Origin of the sequence: Streptomyces sp. SA15, assembly GCF_002291145.1 — a bacterium.
GTDB lineage: Bacteria > Actinomycetota > Actinomycetes > Streptomycetales > Streptomycetaceae > Streptomyces.
Map to the genome: position 1 here is coordinate 1 of NZ_NTGE01000094.1, position 20,276 is coordinate 20,276.

At 71.0% G+C, this 20,276-nt stretch carries 19 protein-coding genes and 1 pseudogene; 16 read left to right on the forward strand and 4 right to left on the reverse strand.

What is annotated here, in order from left to right:
• Positions 1–1,010 (reverse strand): ATP-binding protein (locus CLM62_RS18035; RefSeq protein ID WP_179382133.1); only part of this gene is annotated, 1,010 nt, incomplete at its 3' end.
• A 231-nt stretch (positions 1,011–1,241) separates the two neighbouring features.
• On the opposite strand from CLM62_RS18035, the gene CLM62_RS18040 reads away from it, so the two are divergent.
• The 7 genes from CLM62_RS18040 to CLM62_RS53080 all read left to right on the forward strand — a co-directional run bounded on the left by CLM62_RS18040 (position 1,242) and on the right by CLM62_RS53080 (position 7,225).
• Complete coding sequence (locus CLM62_RS18040) at positions 1,242–2,075, forward strand: enoyl-CoA hydratase/isomerase family protein (RefSeq protein ID WP_095750912.1); 834 nt, start codon at positions 1,242–1,244, stop codon at positions 2,073–2,075.
• Between the two features lie 714 nt (positions 2,076–2,789).
• The gene (locus CLM62_RS18045; RefSeq protein ID WP_095750913.1) at positions 2,790–3,605 is read left to right on the forward strand and encodes an oxidoreductase; all 816 of its coding nucleotides are present in this window, start codon (positions 2,790–2,792) and stop codon (positions 3,603–3,605) included.
• A 176-nt stretch (positions 3,606–3,781) separates the two neighbouring features.
• Positions 3,782–4,873, forward strand: coding sequence for an SMP-30/gluconolactonase/LRE family protein (locus tag CLM62_RS18050; RefSeq protein ID WP_257003904.1), 1,092 nt, complete (start codon positions 3,782–3,784; stop codon positions 4,871–4,873).
• Between the two features lie 55 nt (positions 4,874–4,928).
• The gene (locus CLM62_RS18055) at positions 4,929–5,519 is read left to right on the forward strand and encodes a TetR/AcrR family transcriptional regulator (RefSeq protein ID WP_095750991.1); all 591 of its coding nucleotides are present in this window, start codon (positions 4,929–4,931) and stop codon (positions 5,517–5,519) included.
• Positions 5,520–5,612: 93 nt separating this feature from the next.
• Complete coding sequence (locus tag CLM62_RS18060; RefSeq protein WP_095750914.1) at positions 5,613–6,086, forward strand: carboxylesterase family protein; 474 nt, start codon at positions 5,613–5,615, stop codon at positions 6,084–6,086.
• 222 nt (positions 6,087–6,308) lie between these two features.
• Positions 6,309–6,734 carry a DoxX family protein gene (locus CLM62_RS18065; RefSeq protein ID WP_095750915.1) on the forward strand — a complete coding sequence of 142 codons (426 nt, stop codon included), beginning with the start codon at positions 6,309–6,311 and terminating at the stop codon, positions 6,732–6,734.
• 47 nt (positions 6,735–6,781) lie between these two features.
• The gene (locus CLM62_RS53080; protein ID WP_373559158.1) at positions 6,782–7,225 is read left to right on the forward strand and encodes a transposase; all 444 of its coding nucleotides are present in this window, start codon (positions 6,782–6,784) and stop codon (positions 7,223–7,225) included.
• Here the strand turns inward: CLM62_RS53080 and CLM62_RS18075 are convergent.
• Genes CLM62_RS18075 through pdxA form a run of 3 tightly spaced genes read right to left on the reverse strand, consistent with a single transcriptional unit; the run spans position 7,182 to position 11,082 of the window.
• Positions 7,182–7,862 carry an SDR family NAD(P)-dependent oxidoreductase gene (locus CLM62_RS18075; protein WP_095750916.1) on the reverse strand — a complete coding sequence of 227 codons (681 nt, stop codon included), beginning with the start codon at positions 7,860–7,862 and terminating at the stop codon, positions 7,182–7,184. The two genes, CLM62_RS53080 and CLM62_RS18075, sit on opposite strands and share 44 nt — an antisense overlap.
• Positions 7,863–7,913: 51 nt before the next feature.
• Positions 7,914–8,726, reverse strand: a complete 813-nt coding sequence (locus CLM62_RS18080; protein ID WP_095750917.1) for a DeoR/GlpR family DNA-binding transcription regulator — start codon at positions 8,724–8,726, stop codon at positions 7,914–7,916.
• A 49-nt stretch (positions 8,727–8,775) separates the two neighbouring features.
• A complete protein-coding gene (pdxA, locus tag CLM62_RS51575) occupies positions 8,776–11,082 on the reverse strand; it encodes a 4-hydroxythreonine-4-phosphate dehydrogenase PdxA (protein ID WP_095750918.1) in 2,307 nt (768 codons plus the stop codon).
• A gap of 218 nt (positions 11,083–11,300) precedes the next feature.
• On the opposite strand from pdxA, the gene CLM62_RS18090 reads away from it, so the two are divergent.
• The 9 genes and pseudogenes from CLM62_RS18090 to CLM62_RS18130 form a co-directional block, all read left to right on the forward strand.
• The gene (locus tag CLM62_RS18090) at positions 11,301–12,875 is read left to right on the forward strand and encodes an ABC transporter substrate-binding protein (protein WP_095750919.1); all 1,575 of its coding nucleotides are present in this window, start codon (positions 11,301–11,303) and stop codon (positions 12,873–12,875) included.
• A 3-nt stretch (positions 12,876–12,878) separates the two neighbouring features.
• On the forward strand, positions 12,879–13,808 hold the full coding sequence (locus CLM62_RS18095; RefSeq protein ID WP_095750920.1) for an ABC transporter permease: 930 nt from the start codon (positions 12,879–12,881) through the stop codon (positions 13,806–13,808).
• A gap of 2 nt (positions 13,809–13,810) precedes the next feature.
• Positions 13,811–14,725 carry an ABC transporter permease gene (locus CLM62_RS18100; RefSeq protein ID WP_095750921.1) on the forward strand — a complete coding sequence of 305 codons (915 nt, stop codon included), beginning with the start codon at positions 13,811–13,813 and terminating at the stop codon, positions 14,723–14,725.
• Positions 14,726–14,728: 3 nt separating this feature from the next.
• Positions 14,729–15,628 (forward strand): ABC transporter ATP-binding protein, encoded by a 900-nt coding sequence (locus CLM62_RS18105; RefSeq protein ID WP_095750922.1) that lies wholly within the window; start codon positions 14,729–14,731, stop codon positions 15,626–15,628.
• Positions 15,625–16,560 (forward strand): ABC transporter ATP-binding protein, encoded by a 936-nt coding sequence (locus CLM62_RS18110; RefSeq protein WP_095750923.1) that lies wholly within the window; start codon positions 15,625–15,627, stop codon positions 16,558–16,560. The genes CLM62_RS18105 and CLM62_RS18110 overlap by 4 nt, the downstream gene beginning before the upstream one ends.
• Positions 16,557–17,537, forward strand: a complete 981-nt coding sequence (locus CLM62_RS18115) for an aldo/keto reductase (protein ID WP_095750924.1) — start codon at positions 16,557–16,559, stop codon at positions 17,535–17,537. The genes CLM62_RS18110 and CLM62_RS18115 overlap by 4 nt, the downstream gene beginning before the upstream one ends.
• Before the next feature lie 83 nt (positions 17,538–17,620).
• Positions 17,621–18,400, forward strand: coding sequence for an HpcH/HpaI aldolase/citrate lyase family protein (locus CLM62_RS18120; RefSeq protein WP_095750925.1), 780 nt, complete (start codon positions 17,621–17,623; stop codon positions 18,398–18,400).
• Positions 18,397–19,569: an exo-alpha-sialidase gene (locus CLM62_RS18125; RefSeq protein WP_095750926.1), complete on the forward strand. Its 1,173-nt coding sequence runs from the start codon at positions 18,397–18,399 to the stop codon at positions 19,567–19,569. Before CLM62_RS18120 ends, CLM62_RS18125 begins: the two co-directional genes overlap by 4 nt.
• Positions 19,570–19,806: 237 nt before the next feature.
• Positions 19,807–20,120 (forward strand): annotated as a pseudogene (locus CLM62_RS18130) (ATP-dependent helicase); the annotation flags it as partial.
• Positions 20,121–20,276: the final 156 nt, after the last annotated feature.

Genomic DNA, 20,276 nt, shown 5'->3' on the forward strand with positions numbered 1-20,276 from the left:
AGCGCATGATGAACGGCCTGGCGGTTCGCGGGCGGCGCCTCCTCGTAGACCACCGCCGCCATCAGCTGGTGGCGGAAGCGGATCCGCCCGTCCGAGCGCTCGGTGAGCAGGCCCGAGTGCAGCGCCTGGTCCCACGCGACCGCGTCGAGGCCGAGCACTTCACCGGCCTGCCACAGGGTGTTGCGATCACTACGGTCCTCGGCGGCGGCGAGGAGGAGCGCGGTACGGGCGGGTGCGGTCAGCCTCTCGATCCGGGCGCGGAAGGCACGGCGCAGCCGGGGCCCGACGGCGATCCGCTCCCCGGCAAGAGGGTGCGTCGAGATGTCGCCGGCCGCCACGGACGTGGTCAGCTCCTGGAGGGCGAGGGGATTTCCGGCTGCCGCGCGGATCGTGCGGCGGATCACTGACTCGTCCGCGTGGGGAGCGACGGAACGGGCGAGGAGCCGGGCGTCTTCGTCGCCCAGCTCCCGGACCTCCATGGCCGCCAGTTTCTCCCAGGGGCCGTCGACGGGGTCGTCGTGTCCGGTGAGGAGCACGACCACGGGCTCGTCGCGCAGTCGGCGTGCGGCGAAGGCCAGGCACTGTGCGGATGGCTCGTCGAGCCATTGGGCGTCGTCGGCGATGATGAGCACCGGCCGTTCCTTGGCCAGCTCGCCGACGAGCGTCAGTACGGCCACGCCGATCAGAAACCGGTCCGCCCCGTAACCGCTCATCCCGAGCGCCCCGTTCAAGGCGTTGGCCTGCGGCTGCGGGAGCGTACTGATCCGCTCCGTCACCGGCCACAGCAGTTCCTGCAGCGCGGCGAAGGCCAGCTCCGACTCAAGACGAGTACCGCGACATCTCAAGACGGTGAAGTCCGCGGCGGCTGACTCGGCCACGTATTCGAGCAAGCGGGTCTTACCGATGCCGGGTTCACCCCACAGCATCAGGACTTCCGCGTCGCCTTGACGGGCAGCGTCAAGGATTTCATCAAGGGTCGCCTGCTCATGGCGCCGTCCGTACAGGTCCATTTGCTTGAAAGCTTAAAGGGCTGCTGTCGCCGGAGCCACTGCCGGCAACCCGAGTTCAACGACAACAGGCCAAACCTTGACGGATACAGTGACGGATCCGTTTTCCTCGCTTCCTTCGTAGCGTCGGGCGCGTCTGCCAGACCTGGTTCTGGGCGTCGCCTCTGCCGGTTCAGGGCGCCCCGACGAACACACCTCCCTGACGAACCGTCAGGGTCACCCTTGGAGCGAACGATGACGCAACCCAGCACGATCAGCGTGGAGCGGCTGACACCAGAAATCCGCAAGATCACATTCTCGAATCCACCGGTGAATCTCATCGTCGGGGAGACCGTGTCCCGACTGCTTGAGGTCGTCACGGAGCTGAGCGAGGACCCGCAGGTTCACGTCGCCGTCTTCACCAGCAGTACACCCGGCTACTTCTTCAACCACTTCGATCTCGGCCGGGCTACCGACTTCATACCGTCCGATCCGGAGGCGACGCCGGCGTGGATCGATCTGGTGATACGGCTGTCCACAGCTCCGTTCATCAGCATCGCGTCCATCCGCGGACGGACCAGGGGCGGCGGGGACGAACTGACCCTGGCCTGCGATCTGCGCTACGCCAGCCGCGAGCACGCGGTGTTCGGCCAGCCCGAGGTCGCCGGCGGGATTCTTCCCGGCGGCGGGGGCACAGAACACCTGCCCCGACTCATCGGACGGGATCGGGCAATCGAAGCCATCCTCAGCAGCAACGACTACGACGCCGACACGGCAGAACGCTACGGATGGGTGACCCGCACCGTCGCCGACGCCGAGCTGGACGGCTTCGTGGACGGTATGGCAACCCGGCTGGCGTCTTTCGACAAGGCGGCGCTGGCAGCCGCCAAGGCTCAGGTCAACCGGGCGACGCTCCCGCCCGATGCCGACCTGCGAGCGGCCTACACGCAATTCCTGACCTCCATGACCTGGCCAGGTCCCCAGGCATTCCAGGCCCAGTTCGAGAAGCTCGCTGCCGAAAAGGGTCCCGAAGAGCTGGAACTCCGCTTGGGCCACTACCTCGGCATCGCACGTCAGGAGAGTCGGTGAACACCGCCCGGTGAACACCGACTGCGAAGACCCGTTCGCGACCAGCGGATGACGGCTCAGGGATCACCTCCAGCTCCACGGTCACAACGGCCTCCACCTGTTCGACACCGACGACCGGCGGGCGGCCGGTTGTCGAGGCTCGTCGAGGCTCGTCGACCGGATCGTCCAGCCGCTCAGCAAGACCCGTAGCCAAGTACGGACCGTGTTCGCGAAATGTGGAGGTGCCTGGTGACCTCGACGATGGACGGGAACATCAAAGCGCCGACCCGAACACGCCGGCACACCGCGCACCCCCAGCGCCTGGGCGCGGTTCACCGGCCGAGACCAGCGCTCCAGCACAGCCCGCCCGCCCTCACCCACCGCCCGTGACCAGCGGTGTCAGCTTCGGACCGCGACACCGCACGAGCACCCGGCACAAGAACTCATGCGAGGCCCGACAACGGCCTGCCTGCAAAGACCAGTGGGGTGGCCACCTTCCACCACCGGGGCCATCCCCGCAAACAGGGCTCGGTCGGCCTGCCGCACTGAGGTGTCCAAGTCCGAAGCGGTGCGTGAGGACAGCACCGGGGCCGCCGTCCTTCCCGTAACCCACCCCGCGTTTCCCGGATCTTTTTTCGGATCGCCGGACGTGACCACTTGCCATCGACCGACGACCCCCGTATGGTCGTACGAACGTAAGACATACGAACGTAATTCAAATCAAGGGAGTTAGTGATGGCAGCAACTCGGCCGGTGGCGCTCGTGACAGGTGCCTCATCGGGGATCGGCAAGGAAACGGCCCGCGCCTTCGCCGCGGCGGGTTACGAGGTGATCGGAACCGGCCGCAAGACCTCCGGACTCACCCCGCCCACCGGTGTGACGTACCTCGATCTCGACGTCGGCAGCGACGACTCGGCAACCGCCGCGGTCGCAAAGGTGATCGACCGGTTCGGACGCATCGACGTCCTGGTCAACAACGCGGGTATCGGCTCGGCGGGTGCCGTGGAGGAGAACTCCGTCGCCCAGGCCCAGAGCGTCCTGAACATCAACGTCCTCGGCGTCATCCGTATGACGAAGGCCGTCCTGCCGCACATGCGCTCCCAGGGTGGCGGACGCGTCATCAACATCTCGTCCGTCCTCGGGGTCGCCCCCCAGCCCTTCATGGCCCTCTACGTCGCGTCGAAGCACGCCATCGAGGGCTACTCCGAGTCGCTGGACCACGAGGTCCGCGAGCACGGCGTGAGGGTCCTGATCGTCCAGCCCGCCTATACCAAGACCAGCTTCGACACCAACGCCGCGCAGCCCGACACCCCCCTGCCTCTGTACGCGGAGCGACGGCGCGACTTCGACGCGATGATCGCGGAGGCGATGGAAAAGGGCGACGACCCCGCCGTCGTCGCCAAGGCGATCGTCACCGCGGCCACCGACAAGAAGCCGAAGCTGCGCTACACCGCCGGCCCGCTGGCCTCACGCGTCACCACGGCGCGCCGCCTCGTCCCCGCCGGAACGTTCGACAAGCAGATCCGCAAGAACAACCACCTGCCTGGCTGATGTTCCGGTCCGGTGACATCCCGGACCTCCGCATCCGGCTTTACGGGCGCCGATACCCCCCGAATGGCTCCGATGTGCCCAGTACCTCCGATGTGTCCGGTATCTCGGATGTCGCCAAAGGTCCATTGATCAGTCACTCGTTTGATCAGTCACTCGTTGATTCACCGAGGAGAGTCATGCAGCAGCAACGCCAGCACACGGCCCGGCGCAGTGCACCGAGCGGGAGGCGTTTTCTGAAGAGGAACGCCGGCATCGCGCTGGCGGTCACCGCGACGGCGGCCGTCCTGGTGTCGGCGCCGTCCGCGTCCGCAGGGACGGGACACTCGGGACCCTCGTACAGCAAGTCGGTTGTCACCGACGTACGGACCGCGGCGTCGTTCGACTTCGACGCCGGCGAGATCCCCGAGAACCTCTCCGTCACCCGCAACGGCACAATGATCGTTTCCATGCTCGGCAGTTGCGTGGGATGCGAGCGCACCAAGAAGCCGCTGCTGATGCAGGTCTCCGCGTCTGGAGAGCGCACGGTGCTCGCCACCGGGCAGGCGGGCGAGGCGATCAGCGGCAACACCGTTGGCGATGACGGCACCGTCTACTACAGCGTGTGGGCCCGGGGCGACACGGAAAGGAACGGTGTGTACAAGCTGCTTGAGGACGGTACCTCTCAGCGTATCGCCGCTCTGCCCGGCGACGCGGGCCCCAACGGGCTGGCCCTCGACCCGACCGGACGCACCCTCTACCTCGCCGACAGCCTCCAGGGCATCATCTACTCCATTCCCGTCTCGGGCGGAACGGCAACCCCGTGGCTGACCGGTGCCGCTCTCGAGCGGGTACCGACCGAAGCGGTACAGCTCGGCGCCAACGGGCTCAAGTACCACAACGGCGCCCTGTGGATCAGCAACTTCAACCAGGGAACACTGCTGCGGGTACGGGTCACCGCCACCGGCGCGCCCGGCCCCATCCAGCGTGTCACGGACGGCCTGCCCAACCTCGACGACTTCAGCTTCCCGACCCCCTGGTCCGACGTGCTGATCGCGGCCCAGAACGGCTCCTCCTCGCAGAACGGCCCGGACAGGATCCTGGCCATCTACCCCGACGGCACCTACAAGCCCGTCCTGACCAGCGCGGACGGTCTCGCCTCGCCCACCGCGACCGCGGTCCGCGGCAACCAGCTGTACATCACCGACGGCGGGCTCCCCGAGCCCCACGACGCGAAGGTGCAGACCGGGAGGATCAACTTCGCCGCCCTCCTTACCCACGCGGCACACTGACCTGACCAGGGCAGCAGCCGGGGCGCAGGCCCCGGCTGCCGCGATGGAGGAACACATCGTGCGGTACACGAAAGAACACAAACAACAGACAAAGCAGCGGATCATCGCGACGGCCGGCCGCCGGCTCAAGCGGGACGGCATCGACGGCTCCGGAGTCGCGACGCTCATGAAGGACGCGGGCCTGACCAACGGCACCCTCTACGCCTACTTCACGTCCAAGGACGAACTCGTCACCACCGCGGTCGCCGACCAGATGCGCGCACAGCACGAGAACATCGTCGCGCACGCGGCACCCGGCCGCGCCGGACTCGAACAGATCGTGCGCTGGTACTTCTCCCCCGAGCAGCGCGACAGCATCGACGACGGCTGCCCCAACGCCGCCCTCCTCGACGAGATCGCACGCTCCACGGATCCCACCAGGCAGGCCTACACCGACGGCGCGCTGATCCTCATCGACGACTTCGCCGCCCGCCTGGCACCCCACGATCCGCCGTCGGCGCGTCTGAAGGCACTTGGCCTCCTCGGCATGATGGCCGGGACCCTGCAGCTCTCCCGTGCCCTGACCGACCGGCAGCTCGCCGACCAACTCCTCGAACAGGGCATCCGCAACGCCCTGGTACTGCTGGATGCCGAGCGGCACAACTGATACCGGCTGTTCATCGCCCAGGCCGGACAGCTCGGCCGGATCACCGACGAGCAGGCGACGGCTGTCCTGCGGGGTCTTGCGCCGTCACCCGGGGTGGAGTCGGCGTACCGGGCACGCGGCTACGCGGCCGGCGAGCTGTACGAGCGGATTTACTCCGACTGGCTGTTCGACATGCCCAGCCTGCACCTGGCCGAAGCGCACACCACCGCCGGCGGCCGGTCCTACCTCTACCAGCTGACCTGGCCGGCCCCGGCCATGGGTGGCGCGTTCGGCGCCTGCCACGGGCTGGACGTCGGACTGGTTTTCGGCACCCTGGGCGCAGGTCTCGGCGCGCTCTTGATCGGTGAGCAGCCCCCCGCCGACGCGGTGCTCCTGTCGCAGTGGATGCAATCCGCGTGGGCGGCCTTCGCCACCACCGGCACTCCCGGCTGGCCCGAGTACGACACCGAACAGCGCCTCACCCAGCTCATCGACACCGAACCCGTCGTCACGCCCTACCCGGCCGACACCACCCGCCGCGTTTGGGCGGACCGCACCTTCAACCCCCTTCCACAACGCCCGTCCTGACCATCCGCCGACGGAAGAGCGAGGCCCGGCCGGCTGGGCCCTTCCGCCGGCGGCGCTCCGCCAAGGTTCCGGCGCGGGGACCGTTCGCCCTGCCGGTGATACCGCCACCGCCACAACGTCCGATTCTGAACCGGTGGGAACGGCTGCGGCCGCTCTGACTCGGCATCACCAGGATCACCTCGCCCCGTGCCCGCAACAGTGCCCCGGACACGAGGCAGTCACATGACCGCGGGTCATCGCCTGCCGCCCTTTATTCCCGGACCGATCGACGGTCCCCTTCTCCCTCCGGAGTTCCCCGTGTTCATCGCCTATGTCGTCCTCGCTGTCGTGCTGTCCCTGGTGCTGGTCTTCTCTGCCGTTCCCGACATCACCCGCGACCCGAAGATCACAGAGGGGCTCAAGGCGCTCGGGGTGCCCGACAGCTGGTTCTTGCCGCTTGGCCTGGTCAAGATCGCGGGCGCTCTGGGGCTGCTCGCCGGCATCGCCTACCGACCGTTCGGCATCGCGGCGGCGATCGGTGTCGTCCTGTACTTCCTGGGCGCCGTGATCACGCACGTCCGTGGAGGCGACACGAAGGGAATCGGCATCCCGGCCGCCATCCTGCTCCTTGCCGTGGCGCCGCTGGTGCTGGGGTTCGCGACCGTCTGATCGTGCCGGCAGCAGCCTGGGGAGTCGCCGACCATGACCAGCTGGACGTGACCGCGTTGAGCGGCGAAGGCCCTGCTGGGCTTGCATGGCCTCGGACACCGCCTCGGCGGCGATCGACCGAGGGCTTGTTCCTCCCCAAGAGCTGGGATCCGACCTTGCCGCAGGCCGATCCCGCCAAGACGGCCCGCCGTGAACGGTGCGGCATCCCGCTGGACGTGGGCCATGTCGAGAAGTGGCAACTGGCCCTGGACATGATCGACGAGACCTGGTCACGGGGCGTCGAAGTCCCCCTCGCCGTGGCCGACGGCGGCTACGGAGACACCGCAGCCTTCCGGCTCGGCATGGAACCGGGCGCTTCGGCCTGGCGCCGGTGGTGGCAGCAAAACGGTTCAGCAGGTCGGCGCCGACGTTCCGGTCGCCCGGCAGCAACATCCCGGCGCGCGGATGTCAAAGTGAGGCCCCGGCGCACTGGACGAGTTGCTGCCCGGTGATCGCTCCGCCGTCCGGGCCGAGGAGGAACGCGGTCAGGCCGGCGACCTCGTCGGGGGAGACGAACCGGCCGAGGGGCGGGTGTGCCGGGGGCGTGCGGGCGCGGCCGGGGTCGGACAGCATCGGAGTGTCGGTCGGGCCGGGGGCGATCACGTTGACGGTGATGCCACGGACGGCCAGCTCCGCGGCCCAGGAGCGCGCGAGCGCGGGCAGGGCGGCCTTGGTCGCGGCGTACTGGCTCTTGCCGGGTACGCCGGTGGCGGTGCGGCTGCCGACGAGGACCACGCGGGCCCCGTCGGGCAGCCGGTCGGCGAGCGTGTCGACGAGGATCGTGGCGGCCTGGACGTGCACCCGCCACATCAACTCGCCGTCGTCGGCGGACAGTTCGCCCAGCCGTGCCGAGCGCTGGAGTCCGGCGGCGTGCACGATGGCGTCGGGGGCGGGTACGCCGTCGAGGATCCGGACCAGCGCGGTGGGCTCGGCCAGATCCGCCGGGAGCCAGGTCAGCCCCGGCGCGGGGACCGGACGGCGGCGGCTGATCCCGGTGACCTGCCATCCCTCCCGCAGCAGGCGACCACTGATCGCCTCGCCGATTCCCGAGCTGACGCCGGTGACCAGGGCGTGCCGTGTCTCAGTCATGGCACACCCGGGCGGCCCGGGTCCCGGCGTGCTCGGCGCTCTCCGCCAAGGTCATGAGGGCGACGTCCGGTGCTCCGGCTCGGTGGACGGCGCCACCTCGGTCAGTACGACCTCCACGCCGCGCCCGCGCAACTCGGCCACGATCGACGGGTCGGCGCCGTCGTCGGTGACGAGGGTCCAGTCGGCCGGGAGCTTCGCCCAGGCGTGGAAGGGGCGGCGGCCGAGCTTCGCCGCGTGCGCGAGGACGTACACATGGTCGGCGCGGCGGGCCATCAGTTCCTTCAGCCGCGTCTGGCGCAGGTCGGCCTCGCAGATGCCGTGCTCGGGCGAGATGCCGTCGGTACCGAGGAAGACCCGGTCGAAGGTCATCCGTTCCAGTGCGGCCTCGGTCAGCGGACCGACGAAGCCCTGGCTCAGCGGCCGCAGAGTGCCGCCGAGACACTCGACGTGCACCGTGTCGACGTCGGAGAGTTCCTGAAGGGCCGTCAGCCCCGTGGTCGCGACCGTCAGTTCCTTCGCGGAGCGCAGTTCGTGGGCGAGGGCGCCCACGGTCGATCCGGCGTCCAGCAGCACCGTCTCACCGGCGCGCACCTCGATGGCGGCGCGGCGCGCGATGGCCCGCTTCTCCTCGAACGCCTCGCCCGTACGCTGCCGGAGCGACGCCTCGGGATGGGCGGTCAGCGCCATGGCGCCGCCGTAGGTGCGAGCCAGCCGGCCGTCGGCGGTCAGCTTGGCGAGGTCGCGGCGGATCGTGGAGGGCGTGACACCGAAGCGCTGCGACAACTCCTCGACGCTGGTGAGGCCGGTCGTGGTGGCCACGTACAGGATCCGTTCGCGCCGGGCCTTGGATCCGAGGGGAGACATCTGTCGTGGAGTCCTTCTCTGCGCGGACTGCGGACTGCGGGCGGCGGTCTCAGCGGACCGCTACGGACGACATCTCGGCTGCCTGGCGCACGGCCTCGACCATGCTACCGGCCTCGGCCACGCCCTTGCCCGCGATGTCGAAGGCCGTTCCATGGTCCACCGAGGTGCGGATGACGGGCAGTCCCACGGTCAGGTTGACGCCCGCCTCGATGCCCAGCACCTTCACCGGGCCGTGCCCCTGGTCGTGGTACATCGCGACGATCAGGTCGTAGTCGCCGCGCCCGGCGAGGAAGAAGGCCGTGTCGGCCGGGAGGGGGCCGCGGGCGTCGATGCCGTCCGTGCGCAGCACGTCGAGGGCGGGGACGATCTTTTCCTCCTCCTCGCCGTAGCCGAAGAGTCCGTTCTCGCCCGCGTGCGGGTTGATGCCGCAGACGCCGATCACCGGCTTCGCGACGCCGGCCCGCACCATCGCGTCGTGCCCGCGGCGCACCGTGCGCTCGACCAGGCCCGGCTCGATGCGCCGAACGGCGTCGATCAGGCCGATGTGGGTGGTGACGTGAATGACCTTCACCCGGGGTGTCGACAGCATCATCGACACCTCGTCCACGCCGGTGAGGTGGGCCAGCAACTCGGTGTGGCCCGGGTAGAGATGCCCGGCGGAGTGCAGGGCCTCCTTGTTGAGCGGCGCGGTACAGATGCCGTGCACGGCGCCCTTCATCGCGAGGTCCGCGGCCACCCGTACGTACTGGTAGGCGGCCTCGCCCGCGAGGGCGGACAGTTCGCCCCAGGGCAGGTCGGCGGGGAGCAGGTCCAGGTCCACGACGTTGACGCGGCCCGGCGGGAACTCGGCCTCGCCCGGGGCGGTCACGGAGACGATGTCGCAGTCGACTCCCAGGATCGCGGCGGCCTGCCGCAGCCGCCCGGCATCACCGATGACGATGGGTCGGCAGCGGGCGAGGGTGTCCGGGTGCAGCAGCGCCGGGACGATCACCTCGGGGCCGATGCCCGCGCCGTCTCCCATGGTCACCGCGATGAGCGGCAGCGAACGGTGGTGGTCGGCGGTCGGGAGGGCGTTCACCGGGAAGTCTCCTTGCGGTGGGAGGTGGGGGAGGTCCGGCCGGAGCGCCGTGGCGATCCGCAGCAGGGAATCGGTGTCGCCGAAGCTGCCGGGCCGGGTGACGACATGACGTCCGTCGGGCGTGAGTGCGTGGACGGCGCCGTGGTGGATCTGGCCGAGCGGCGCCAGGTGCGCGACGCCGAGCGCGTCGAGGACGCGGCGGGCGGTCTCACCACCCGTCAGGACGAGGTCGGCATCGCCCGCGCGGTCGGCGGCGAGGCGAGCCAGTGCGGACACCAGACGGCGTGCCGAACCGGGTCTGATGCCCAGGCCGCTGTCGATGCTGAGGACGGTGACGTCGTCTGAATGCGGTGCGCCCGGGGGTGACAGAACGTCGGAGTCCACGACATCGGGGTTCACGGATACATGGCGGGCGCCGCGCTCCGTGAGTTGCGCGATCTGCGCAGGCGCGGAGGGATCGGAGGTGCCGACGACGACCAGGAGGGGCCGTTGCCGGCGTCCCCCGGCCGGAGCCGGAGCAGCAGCCCGAGCCGGAGCCGCTTGTCCCGCCGTGGTTGCGGCCGACGTCCCGTAGGTGCGCCTCAGCAGGCGGCCGACCGCGGCGGCGAGGCCGCTCGTGCCCGTCAGGCGGACGCCGGGCCCGCATGCGAGCGCCGCCTCGGCGATCAGGTCCAGGTCGGCGTCCGTCTCGGCGTCGCACACCGGAAGGTGTCCGGCGCTGACCGCCGCGCGCAGCACGGCGGGCAACGCGTCGCCCCGTACCGCCTCCAGCGGGACGAGCGTCGTACGGGCATCCCCGAGCGCGGCGGAGATCGACGGCGGGGGCGCGGTGCTCTCCGCCCGCCAGGCGTCCGTGGTGTGCAGCGGGACGCCGTCGAGATGGACGACACCGCCGCGGACCGTGCGGCCGAGGGCGGGCAGGGCGGTGGCGACGACGACGCCCTCGGTGCCTTCGGCGCAGGCGGCCGTCTCGGCGGCGAGGTTGCCCCGCAGCAGCGAGTCGGCCTTCTTCAGCACCAGAACGTCCGAGGGGACGGCTCGCAATGCCTCGCGTACGCGCCGGGCCGCGTCGGCCGCGGGCAGGCACCGGCAGTCGAGGTCGACCACGACGGCCTCGCCGTACGCGTGCGGGTCCAAGGACGCCGGACCGAGCACGATCCGGCCCGGCACGCCGAGCGCCACCGCGGTCTCCGCCGCCCCGGACAGGTCGTCGGCGAGGGCGAGGACACGTCGGGCTACCCGCTCGTCTCGGCAGGGGGCGGGGGAGGGGAAGGGCACATCATCCTCCTGGGCCGGTGGTCGAAGAGAGACACGCGGGGCGGCCTCGGCGCTCGATGATGGCACAGTCTGCGCGATGTGCGCGAGATCTATTGCGTGATCCGCGCAACCGTGGAACGGTTTCCGGCGCGACAGAAACCGACGGCGACCGACGGCGTCCTGCGGGACCGGACGCCGCCCCCAGCCGGTCGCCGCACAAAAAACCCGAGAGGTCGACGATGACCCGAACTCCTCCGAGTGAGACGCCCAGCCGTCGCACCCTGCTGCGCTGGGGCGCCGCGGGCGGCGCCGGTCTCGCTCTCTCCCCGCTGGCCGCCTGCGCCGGACCCACCGGCGCCCCCGGCCCCGGCACCCTCACGCTCGGGCTGAACCGCTCGCTGGTCAGCCTGGACAACAAGCTCAACCAGTTCGACGCCGCGGTGACCGTGCAGCGGGCCGTGCGTCAGGCCCTCACGGCCATCGGTCCGGACATGCGACTCTCACGGGTCCTCGCCGACCGGTTCGAGATGACCGCGCCGACCACCTGGAGCGTCCGCCTGCGCGACGGGATCCGCTACTCGGACGGCCGGCCCGTGACCGTCGACGACGTGGCCACCGCGGTGCGGATGTACGGAGAGGTCGCCGGCTCGTTCATCCTCGGCCTGTTCCCCGAACTCCCCGACGTCGAGGCGACCGGCGAACGCACCTTCCTGCTCCACACCCGCAAGCCGGTGCCCGTCCTGGACCGGCTGATGGCCAACATCCTCATCACCCCGGCGAAGGACAACCGGCCCGAGGAACTGCGCTCCGGCGTCGGCACCGGCCCCTACCGGGTGGTCGGCGCCAACAGCGGCGCGGGTGAGTACACCCTGGCCCGCGTTCCGGACTACTGGGGCGGGCGGCCGCCCGTCGAACGGGTCCGGGTTCGCTTCGTACCGGAGGAGTCGAGCCGGGTCGTCGCCCTGCGCAGCGGCGAACTGGACGTCATCGACACCATCACCCCCGACTCCGCCGAACAGCTCACCGGCCTGCCCGGCGTGCACCTGGAGCAGACCTCCGGGGTGCGGATCTGCCAGCTCTTCTACAACTTCCGCAAGCCGCGCGGGCATCCGCTGGCCGACGCCCGGGTGCGCCGAGCGCTGACGTACGCCATCGACGGCGAGTCCCTCGTCCGGGACGTGCTCACCGACTCGGCCGAACAGGCCCGGGGAGTCGTCCCGCTCAGTCTCCAGGGCGCCGAACCCACCGGCCGCTACCTCCACGACCCCGCACGGGCACGGCAACTGCTCAGGTCCCTGGGCGCCGACGGACTGCGGATCAAAATCATCTGGGAGTCGGGCGAGTTCGCCGCGGACGCCTCCGTGATGGAGGCCGTCGCGGAGATGCTGAAGGAGGTCGGTGTGCGCGCCGGCCTGCAGCAGTTCGAGCCCGGCGGCGACATCCTCAAGTGGCGCCAAGGCAAGGGAGGCGACTGGGACGTCATCGGCAACGGCTTCCCCGGCACCACCGGCCAGGCCACCACCATGCTCCAGGCGATGTACGCGGGCACGGCCGAGGACGAGCGCACCGGTGACGCGTTCATGGGCTACGTCATCCCCGGCATCGCCCGACAGCTGTCCGACGCGGCCACCGAGACCGACCCCGCCACCCGTGACCGCAAACTGGCCGCCGCCCAGCACGCCGTCTGGGACACCTGGCCGGCCATGTGGGCCTTCGTGCCGAAGACCGTGCTCGCCCGCCGCGCCCGCGTCGACGGCATCCGGCTGCTGCCGATCAACTCCTACGACCTGACCGCCGTACGGCTGGAGGGCTGAGCCGTGACCAAGTACCTCGCCCGCCGTCTCGGCCAAAGCCTGCTGACCGTCTTCCTGACCCTCTCCACGGTCTTCGTGCTGGTCCGCCTCGCCCCCGGAGACCCCGCCGCCGCCTACGCGCCGCCGAGCGCCACCACCGCCGACCTGGAGCGGATCCGCGCCCAGTTCGGCCTCGACAAGCCCTTGATCACCCAGTACGGGATCTTCCTGCGCGACCTGCTGAGCGGCGACCTCGGCACCAGCTACTCCTTCCACGACTCCGCCCTCAGCGTGGTCCTGGACCGCATGCCGTACACGATCACGCTCTCCCTCGCGGCGATCGCCGTCACCGTGGCCGTCGCGGTCCCGCTGGGGGTGTGGATGGCCCGCCACGCCGACACCTCCCGCGAACTCGGCGCCAACGTCCTGACCATCACCGGACAGTCCATGCCGGACTTCTGGACCGGCGTGATGCTGCTGACCGTCTTCGCCGTGCTGCTGCCGGTGCTGCCCGCCTCCGGCTTCACCTCCTGGAGCGGCCTCGTCCTGCCGACCGTCACCATCGCGACCCTCCAACTCGCCCTCGTCTCACGGCTCGTACGCCGCGAGATGACCACGGCACTCGCCTCGCCGTACATCACCGTGGCCCGCTCGCGCGGTGTCTCCGAACGGGCACTCACCTGGCGGTACGCCCTCGCCAACTCGTCCGTCCCGCTGGTCACCGCGGTCGGCACCCGCTTCGCGGCACTGCTCAACGGCGTCGTGCTGGTCGAGGTCGTCTTCGGCTGGCCCGGCGTCGGTTCCCTCGTCGTCCGCGCCCTGGAGACCCGCGACTACCCGCTCATCCAGGCAACCGTCCTGGTCACGGCCACCCTCGCCATCCTCGTCCAGCTCCTCGTCGACCTCGCCTACCCGCTCCTCGACCCGCGGGTCCGACTCGGAAAGGCGGCCTGACCATGTCCGCCACGCTCACACCGTCCGCCGGCAGCGCCCGGACCAGTGCCGTCACCGCCCGGCACCTGGCCCGCGCCACCGCCACCAGGCAGCGGCGCAGCGCCCGCTTCAAGCTGTGGGCGGGAGCCCTGTGCACCGCGCTGGTCGCCCTGCCGGTGGCCCTCGCGAGCCTGCTGCCGCTGCCGGACCCGGACGCCCAGAACCTCGCGGGGCGCCGGGTGCCGCCGCTCACCGACGGGCACCTGTTCGGCACCGACCAGCTCGGACGCGATCTGCTCTCCCGCGTCCTGCACGGCGGCCAGGTGTCGCTGACCGTCGGCATCCTCGCCGTCGTCGTCTCCGGGCTCATCGGGATCGCCGCGGGCTCGGCGGCCGGCTACTTCGGGGGCTGGATCGACACGGTCGTCAGCCGGCTCCTCGAAGCCCAGATGGCGCTGCCCCTGCTGATGATGCTGCTGCTCGTCGTCGCCCTCTTCGGCCCGTCGGTCACCGTCATCACCTGCGTGATCGCGATCGCCCAGTGGCCGGAAGTGGCCCGGCTGACCCGTTCCCTGGTCCTGGTCGAACGCGAGAAACCGTATGTGGCGGCCGCCCGGCTGCTCGGTATGCGCAGCTGGGCCGTCCTGGGACGGCACATCATCCCCAACGTCCTGCGCCCCGCGAGCCTGGTGGTGCTGCTGCTGCTCGCCCAGGCCGTGCTCCTGGAGAGCGCCCTCAGCTTCCTGGGCGCCGGACCCCAGCGGCCGTTCGCCACCTGGGGCCGCATCATCTCCGACGGCCAGGACTACATCACCACCTCCTGGTGGCTGGTCACGCTCCCCGGCCTGGTCATCGCCCTCCTCGTGGTCGGCGTCAACCTCATCGGCGACGGCCTGCGCGACCGCATCCGTACGACGAAGCCCGCGAAGGGAGCCTGAGCCATGACCAGCGACACCTCGCCGGCCTCCGGCCCCCGGCTGACGGCCTCCGGCGCCCTGCTGGAGGTCGAGGACCTGCAGATCGAACTGGTCACCCATCGAGGCGTGGTCCGCGCCGTCGACGGCGTGAGTTTCACCGTCCAACGCGGCGAGACCGTCACGCTCATCGGGGAGTCCGGCTCCGGCAAGTCCACCACGGCGATGGGCGTGCTGCGACTGCTGCCCGAAGGACTCGCCGTGCTGTCCGGCACCGCCCGCATCGACGGCGAGGACGTCGTCACCGACCCCGGGGCGGCCCGGCGGGCGCGCGGCCGTACCGTGTCCCTCATCCCCCAGGACCCGATGACCGCGCTCAGCCCCGTCCACACCGTCGGGCGGCAGCTCGGCGAGGCCCTCCGGCTGCGTCACCCCGGCCTGTCCCGGGCCGAGGCCCGCGAGCGCGGCACACACCTGCTGGACCAGGTACGGATCAGCAGGCCCGAAACGCGCTGGAAGGCGTACCCGCACCAGTTCTCCGGCGGCATGCTCCAGCGCATCCTCATCGCCGTCGCGCTGGCCGCCGAACCACGGCTGCTGGTCGCCGACGAACCCACCTCCGCCCTGGACGCCACCGTCCAGGCGAGCGTCCTCGACCTGCTGATGGACCTTCAGGAACGCACCGGCGTGGGCATGTTGATGATCACCCACGACCTCGGCGTCGCCCGGCTGGTGTCCGACCGCATCCACGTCATGAAGGAGGGCCGGTTCGTCGAGTCGGGGCCGGCGCAGCAGATCGTCGAGCGGCCCGCACACCCGTACACCGGGAAACTGCTCGCGGCCGTCCCGAGCCTCGGGCCCTGGGACGAGGACGGACTCGACGACCACACCGCCCAGCCCGAGCAGGAAGGCAGGGCCGCCCGATGAGCCAGGCAGCAGTGACACCGGACGCGGCCGACGCCGCCGACGCGTCGGCGTTTCTCGCCGTCGAGGACCTCGTCGTCGACTACCCCACGCCGGCCGGCCCCGTGCGCGCCGTCGACCACGTCAGCTTCAGCGTGCCCCGCGGCGGCTCACTCGCCGTCGTCGGCGAGTCGGGCAGCGGCAAGTCGACCATCGCCTGCGCGATCGTACGGCTGCTCAAGCCCGCCTCGGGGCGGATCGTGCTGGACGGCACCGACCTCGCCACGCTGCCCGAGCGGCGCCTGAGGCCGCTGCGGCGCCGCGTCCAGATGGTCTTCCAGGATCCCTACGGATCCCTCGCCCCGCACCTGACCGCCCTGGAGATCGTGGCCGAACCGCTGCGCGTCGCGGGCGTGAGGGACAAGACCGAACGGCGCCGCCGCGCCACCGCACTGCTCGACCGCGTAGGACTGCCGGCCACGGCACTCGAACGACGGCCCGCCGAGTTCTCCGGCGGACAGCGCCAGCGCATCGGCATCGCCCGCGCCCTGGCCTCGGAGCCCGACCTGCTGGTGTGCGACGAGGCCACCTCGGCCCTCGACGTGTCCGTGCAGGCCCAGGTCCTCGACCTGCTGCGCGAACTGCGGGAGGAGACCGGCATCACGTACATCGTCATCGCCCACCACCTCGGCGTGGTGCGCGAGATCAGCACCGACGTCGTCGTCCTGAAGGCGGGACGGGTCGTCGAACGCGGCCGTACCGCCGACGTCCTCGCCGCCCCCGCCGAGCCCTACACCCGCGCACTGCGCCGCGCCGCCCTCGACCCCACGGCGATACGGGGACTCAAGCCCCGCACCCGGGCGGCCTCGACCCTGGCCACCGCCGCACCGGAGCCGCACACGCCCCGGACTCCCCACACCCCCCTGACCGCCTCACCGGAAGGAACCGGCAAGTGACCACCGGCATCGAACTGCCGAACGTACCCGTGCCCCTGTCCCGGCTCGTCCTCGGCACCATGACGTTCGGCGACACCGTCGACCGGGCCGGCGCCGCGGACATGCTCGCGACGGCGCTGGAGGCCGGCATCACCGGTGTGGACACCGCGAACGGCTACGCAGGCGGCGAGAGCGAACGCATCCTCGCCGAGCTGCTCCCCGCCCACCGCGACCGGATCGTGCTCGCCACCAAGGCCGGCATGCCGCACCCCGACCAGGCGGAGCACGCCCCGCTGTCCGCCCCCGGCCTGCGGGCCGCCCTGGAAGGCAGCCTCAAACGGCTCGGCACCGACCGCGTCGACCTGTTCTATCTGCACCAGCCCGACCGGGCCACCCCCCTCGCCGAGACCCTCGCCACCGTCGCCGAGTTCGTCGCCGAGGGGAAGGTCCTCGCGCTCGGCGTGTCCAACTACGCCGCCTGGCAGATCGCCGAACTGGTGCGCGTCGCCGACGAGGTGGGTGCCCCACGCCCGGTCGTCGCCCAGCAGCTGCACAATCTGCTCGCCCGCCGGATCGAGGAGGAGTACGTCGAGTACGCCGCCGTCACCGGTATGCGCACCATGGTCTACAACCCGCTCGGCGGCGGCCTCCTCACCGGACGGCACCGCTACGAGAAGGCCCCCGAGGCCGGACGGTTCGCCGACTCCCGCCTCGCGGACATGTACCGGCAGCGCTACTGGGATCCGCGCCTGTTCGCCGCCGTCGCCGAACTGACCCGTATCGCCGAGGGCTCCGGCATCCCGCTCGCCGAACTGGCCCTGCGCTGGCTCCTCGACCGGGCCTCGACCGACGCCCTGCTGCTCGGCGGTTCCCGGACCGGGCACCTGCGCGCCAACCTCACCGCCGCGCAGGCCGGACCGCTGCCCCCCGACGTGACCGCCGCCTGCGACGAGGTCGGCGCCGGCCTGCGCGGCCCCATGCCCGCCTACAACCGCTGAGCCCGTACGCGATCTACAACCGCTGAGCCCCGTACGCGACTTCGACGCCCCCGCCTCCGTCCCCTGCGAAGGAACACCTGCCCATGACCCCCGCAGAGTTCACCGCCGCCCTGCGCGCCCGCGAGCAACTGCTCGGCTACTGGTGCCTGATGGACGCGCCCGTGGCCACCGAACGCATCGCCCGCCTCGGTTACGACTACGTCGCCCTGGACGCCCAGCACGGCCTCTTCGGCTACTCCGGCATGCTCAACAACCTTCTCGCGATCGACAGCCGGGGCTCCACGGCCGTCGGCCTGGTCCGCGTCGAGGCCAACGACCCCGCCCCGATCGGCCGTGCCCTCGACGCGGGCGCGACCGGAGTGATCGTGCCGCTGGTCGACACGGCCGCGCAGGCCGCCGAGGCCGTGGCCGCGGTCCGCTACCCGCCCCTCGGCCGACGCTCCTACGGCCCGATGCGCTCGGCCCTGAGGATCGGCCCCGACCCGGCCGACACGCACGACACCACGGTCGTCCTCGCCATGATCGAGACGGCCGAAGGACTCGCCGACGTCGAGGCGATCTGCGCGACGCCCGGCCTCGACGGCGTCTACGTCGGCCCCTCCGACCTGCGCATCGCCCTCGGCGGCGCCTCGTCCACGGACCCGAACCTGGCCGACGCCTTCGAGGCCGCGCTCGGCACCGTACGCGAGGCAGCGGCGGCCGCCGGAATCGCCGCGGGCATCCACAACCCGGACGGGGCGAGCGCCGCCAAGCGCCTCGCCGAGGGCTTCACCTTCGCGACCGTCGCCTGCGATCTGGTGCACCTGGAACAGACCGCGCGCCGACACCTGGCCGCTGCCCGGACCCCTGGAGAGGCACTGTGACGAACCGACTCCTCGACGGCTTCGACCGCACCGACACCACGCTGCCCGCACCGACCGTGCAGAGCCACGCCGCCAACCTCACCGTGCTGCCCGGCGGAGACCTCGGCTGCGTCTGGTTCGGCGGCACGCAGGAGGGCATGGCGGACATCAGCGTGTGGTTCTCGAGGCTCGCGCCCGGCACCACGACCTGGACGGAGCCCGTCCGCCTCTCGGACGACCCGGCACGCTCCGAGCAGAACCCCGTGCTCTTCCCCATGCCCTCGGGCGCCCTGTGGCTGCTGCACACCGCCCAGCGAGGCGGAGACCAGGACACCGCCGAGGTACGGCTGCGCGTCAGCCACGACCACGGCACGACCTGGGAGGCGACCCGCACCCTGTTCCCCGCGACCCCGGGCGTCGGCGGCGTCTTCGTCCGCCAGCCACCCGTCGTCCTGCCCACCGGCCGCCTGCTGCTGCCCGTCTTCCGCTGCCGCACCGCCCCCGGCGAGAAGTGGTCGGGCGACCTCGACACCAGCGCCGTCATGATCAGCGACGACGACGGCGAAACCTGGTCCGAGCAGCCCGTGCCCGGCTCCACGGGCCTGGTCCACATGAACGTCCACCGGCTGCCGGACGGCTCCCTGCTCGCCCTCTACCGCAGCCGGCGCGCCGACGCCGTGCACCGGTCCGTGTCGCTGGACGACGGCGACACCTGGAGCGAGCCGCAGCCGCTGGACCTGCCGAACAACAACTCCTCGATCCAGTACATCCCGTTGGCCGACGGCCGCCTGGCCCTCGTCTACAACCACAGCAGCGCCGCCGACGCCACCGCCCGCCGAGTCTCCCTCTACGACGAGATCGACGACACGGGCTCACTCGCCGACGGCACGGCCCCGGACGGCTCGCTGACAACGGCGGTACGGCAGACCCCCTCGACCGCGTTCTGGGGCGCCCCGCGCGCGCCGCTCAGCCTCGCCCTCTCATCCGACGGCGGCCTGACCTGGCCGCTGCGCGCCGACCTCGTGACCGGCGACGGCCACTGCCTCACCAACAACTCCCGCGACGGCCTCAACCGCGAACTGTCCTACCCCTCGATAGCGCAGACACCGGACGGCGCCCTCCACATCGCCTACACACACCACCGAAAGGTCATCCGCCACATCAGGCTCACCCCGCAGAGCGCGAGGTGAGCGACCGCTCGGGCAACTCGGGCCTCGATGTCCGAGTGAGGTGGAGGCCAAGGCGGGATGCGGTTCGCGCCTGTCTCATCTCAAGACGCCGATGTCCGCTGGGCGTTGATCGAGCCGGTCATCGCAGCCTGCCCCTTCGAGCACCGCGGCCGGGCCGCACGGCCTGCCGCTGGGCATGTTTGCCCAAGCTGGACAGCCATGGGATGACGGTCGCTCTGGAACGTGTACCGCACCGTTGCGCTGCGCCGTTTTCCTGCCCCGGGCGGCGGGGAGGTCGGACTGCTTGTGGTCGACGAAGCGCACTTCGTGAAGACCCCGTAGGCCAAGCGGCCCAAGCGGTCGCCCTATGGCCAGAGCGTTGCGGGCGCGCCCTTTCCTGACCGGAACCCCGATGGAGACCCCGGATTGTGGAGTTCCGCGACCTGGTCCGGATGCTCGATGGCGACGTCGCGGACTCCCTGGGCGAACGGGACCCGCTGGCCGGATCGGTCGCCTCCCGCAAGGCCGTGGCCCCGGTCTACCTGCGGCGCAACCAAGAGGACGTGCTGACGGCCCGGGCCACCTGTATCGACGTGATGCGCCGTCAGCTCTGACAGCAGGGAGCGATCACGGTGCCAACCCGCGCGCGCCGAGCCCTCTGTCACTCGATAAGAGCCGGTCAGGCCCGCTCAGGCTCTTCAACTGTTGGCGGTTTTGCTGCGTTTTCG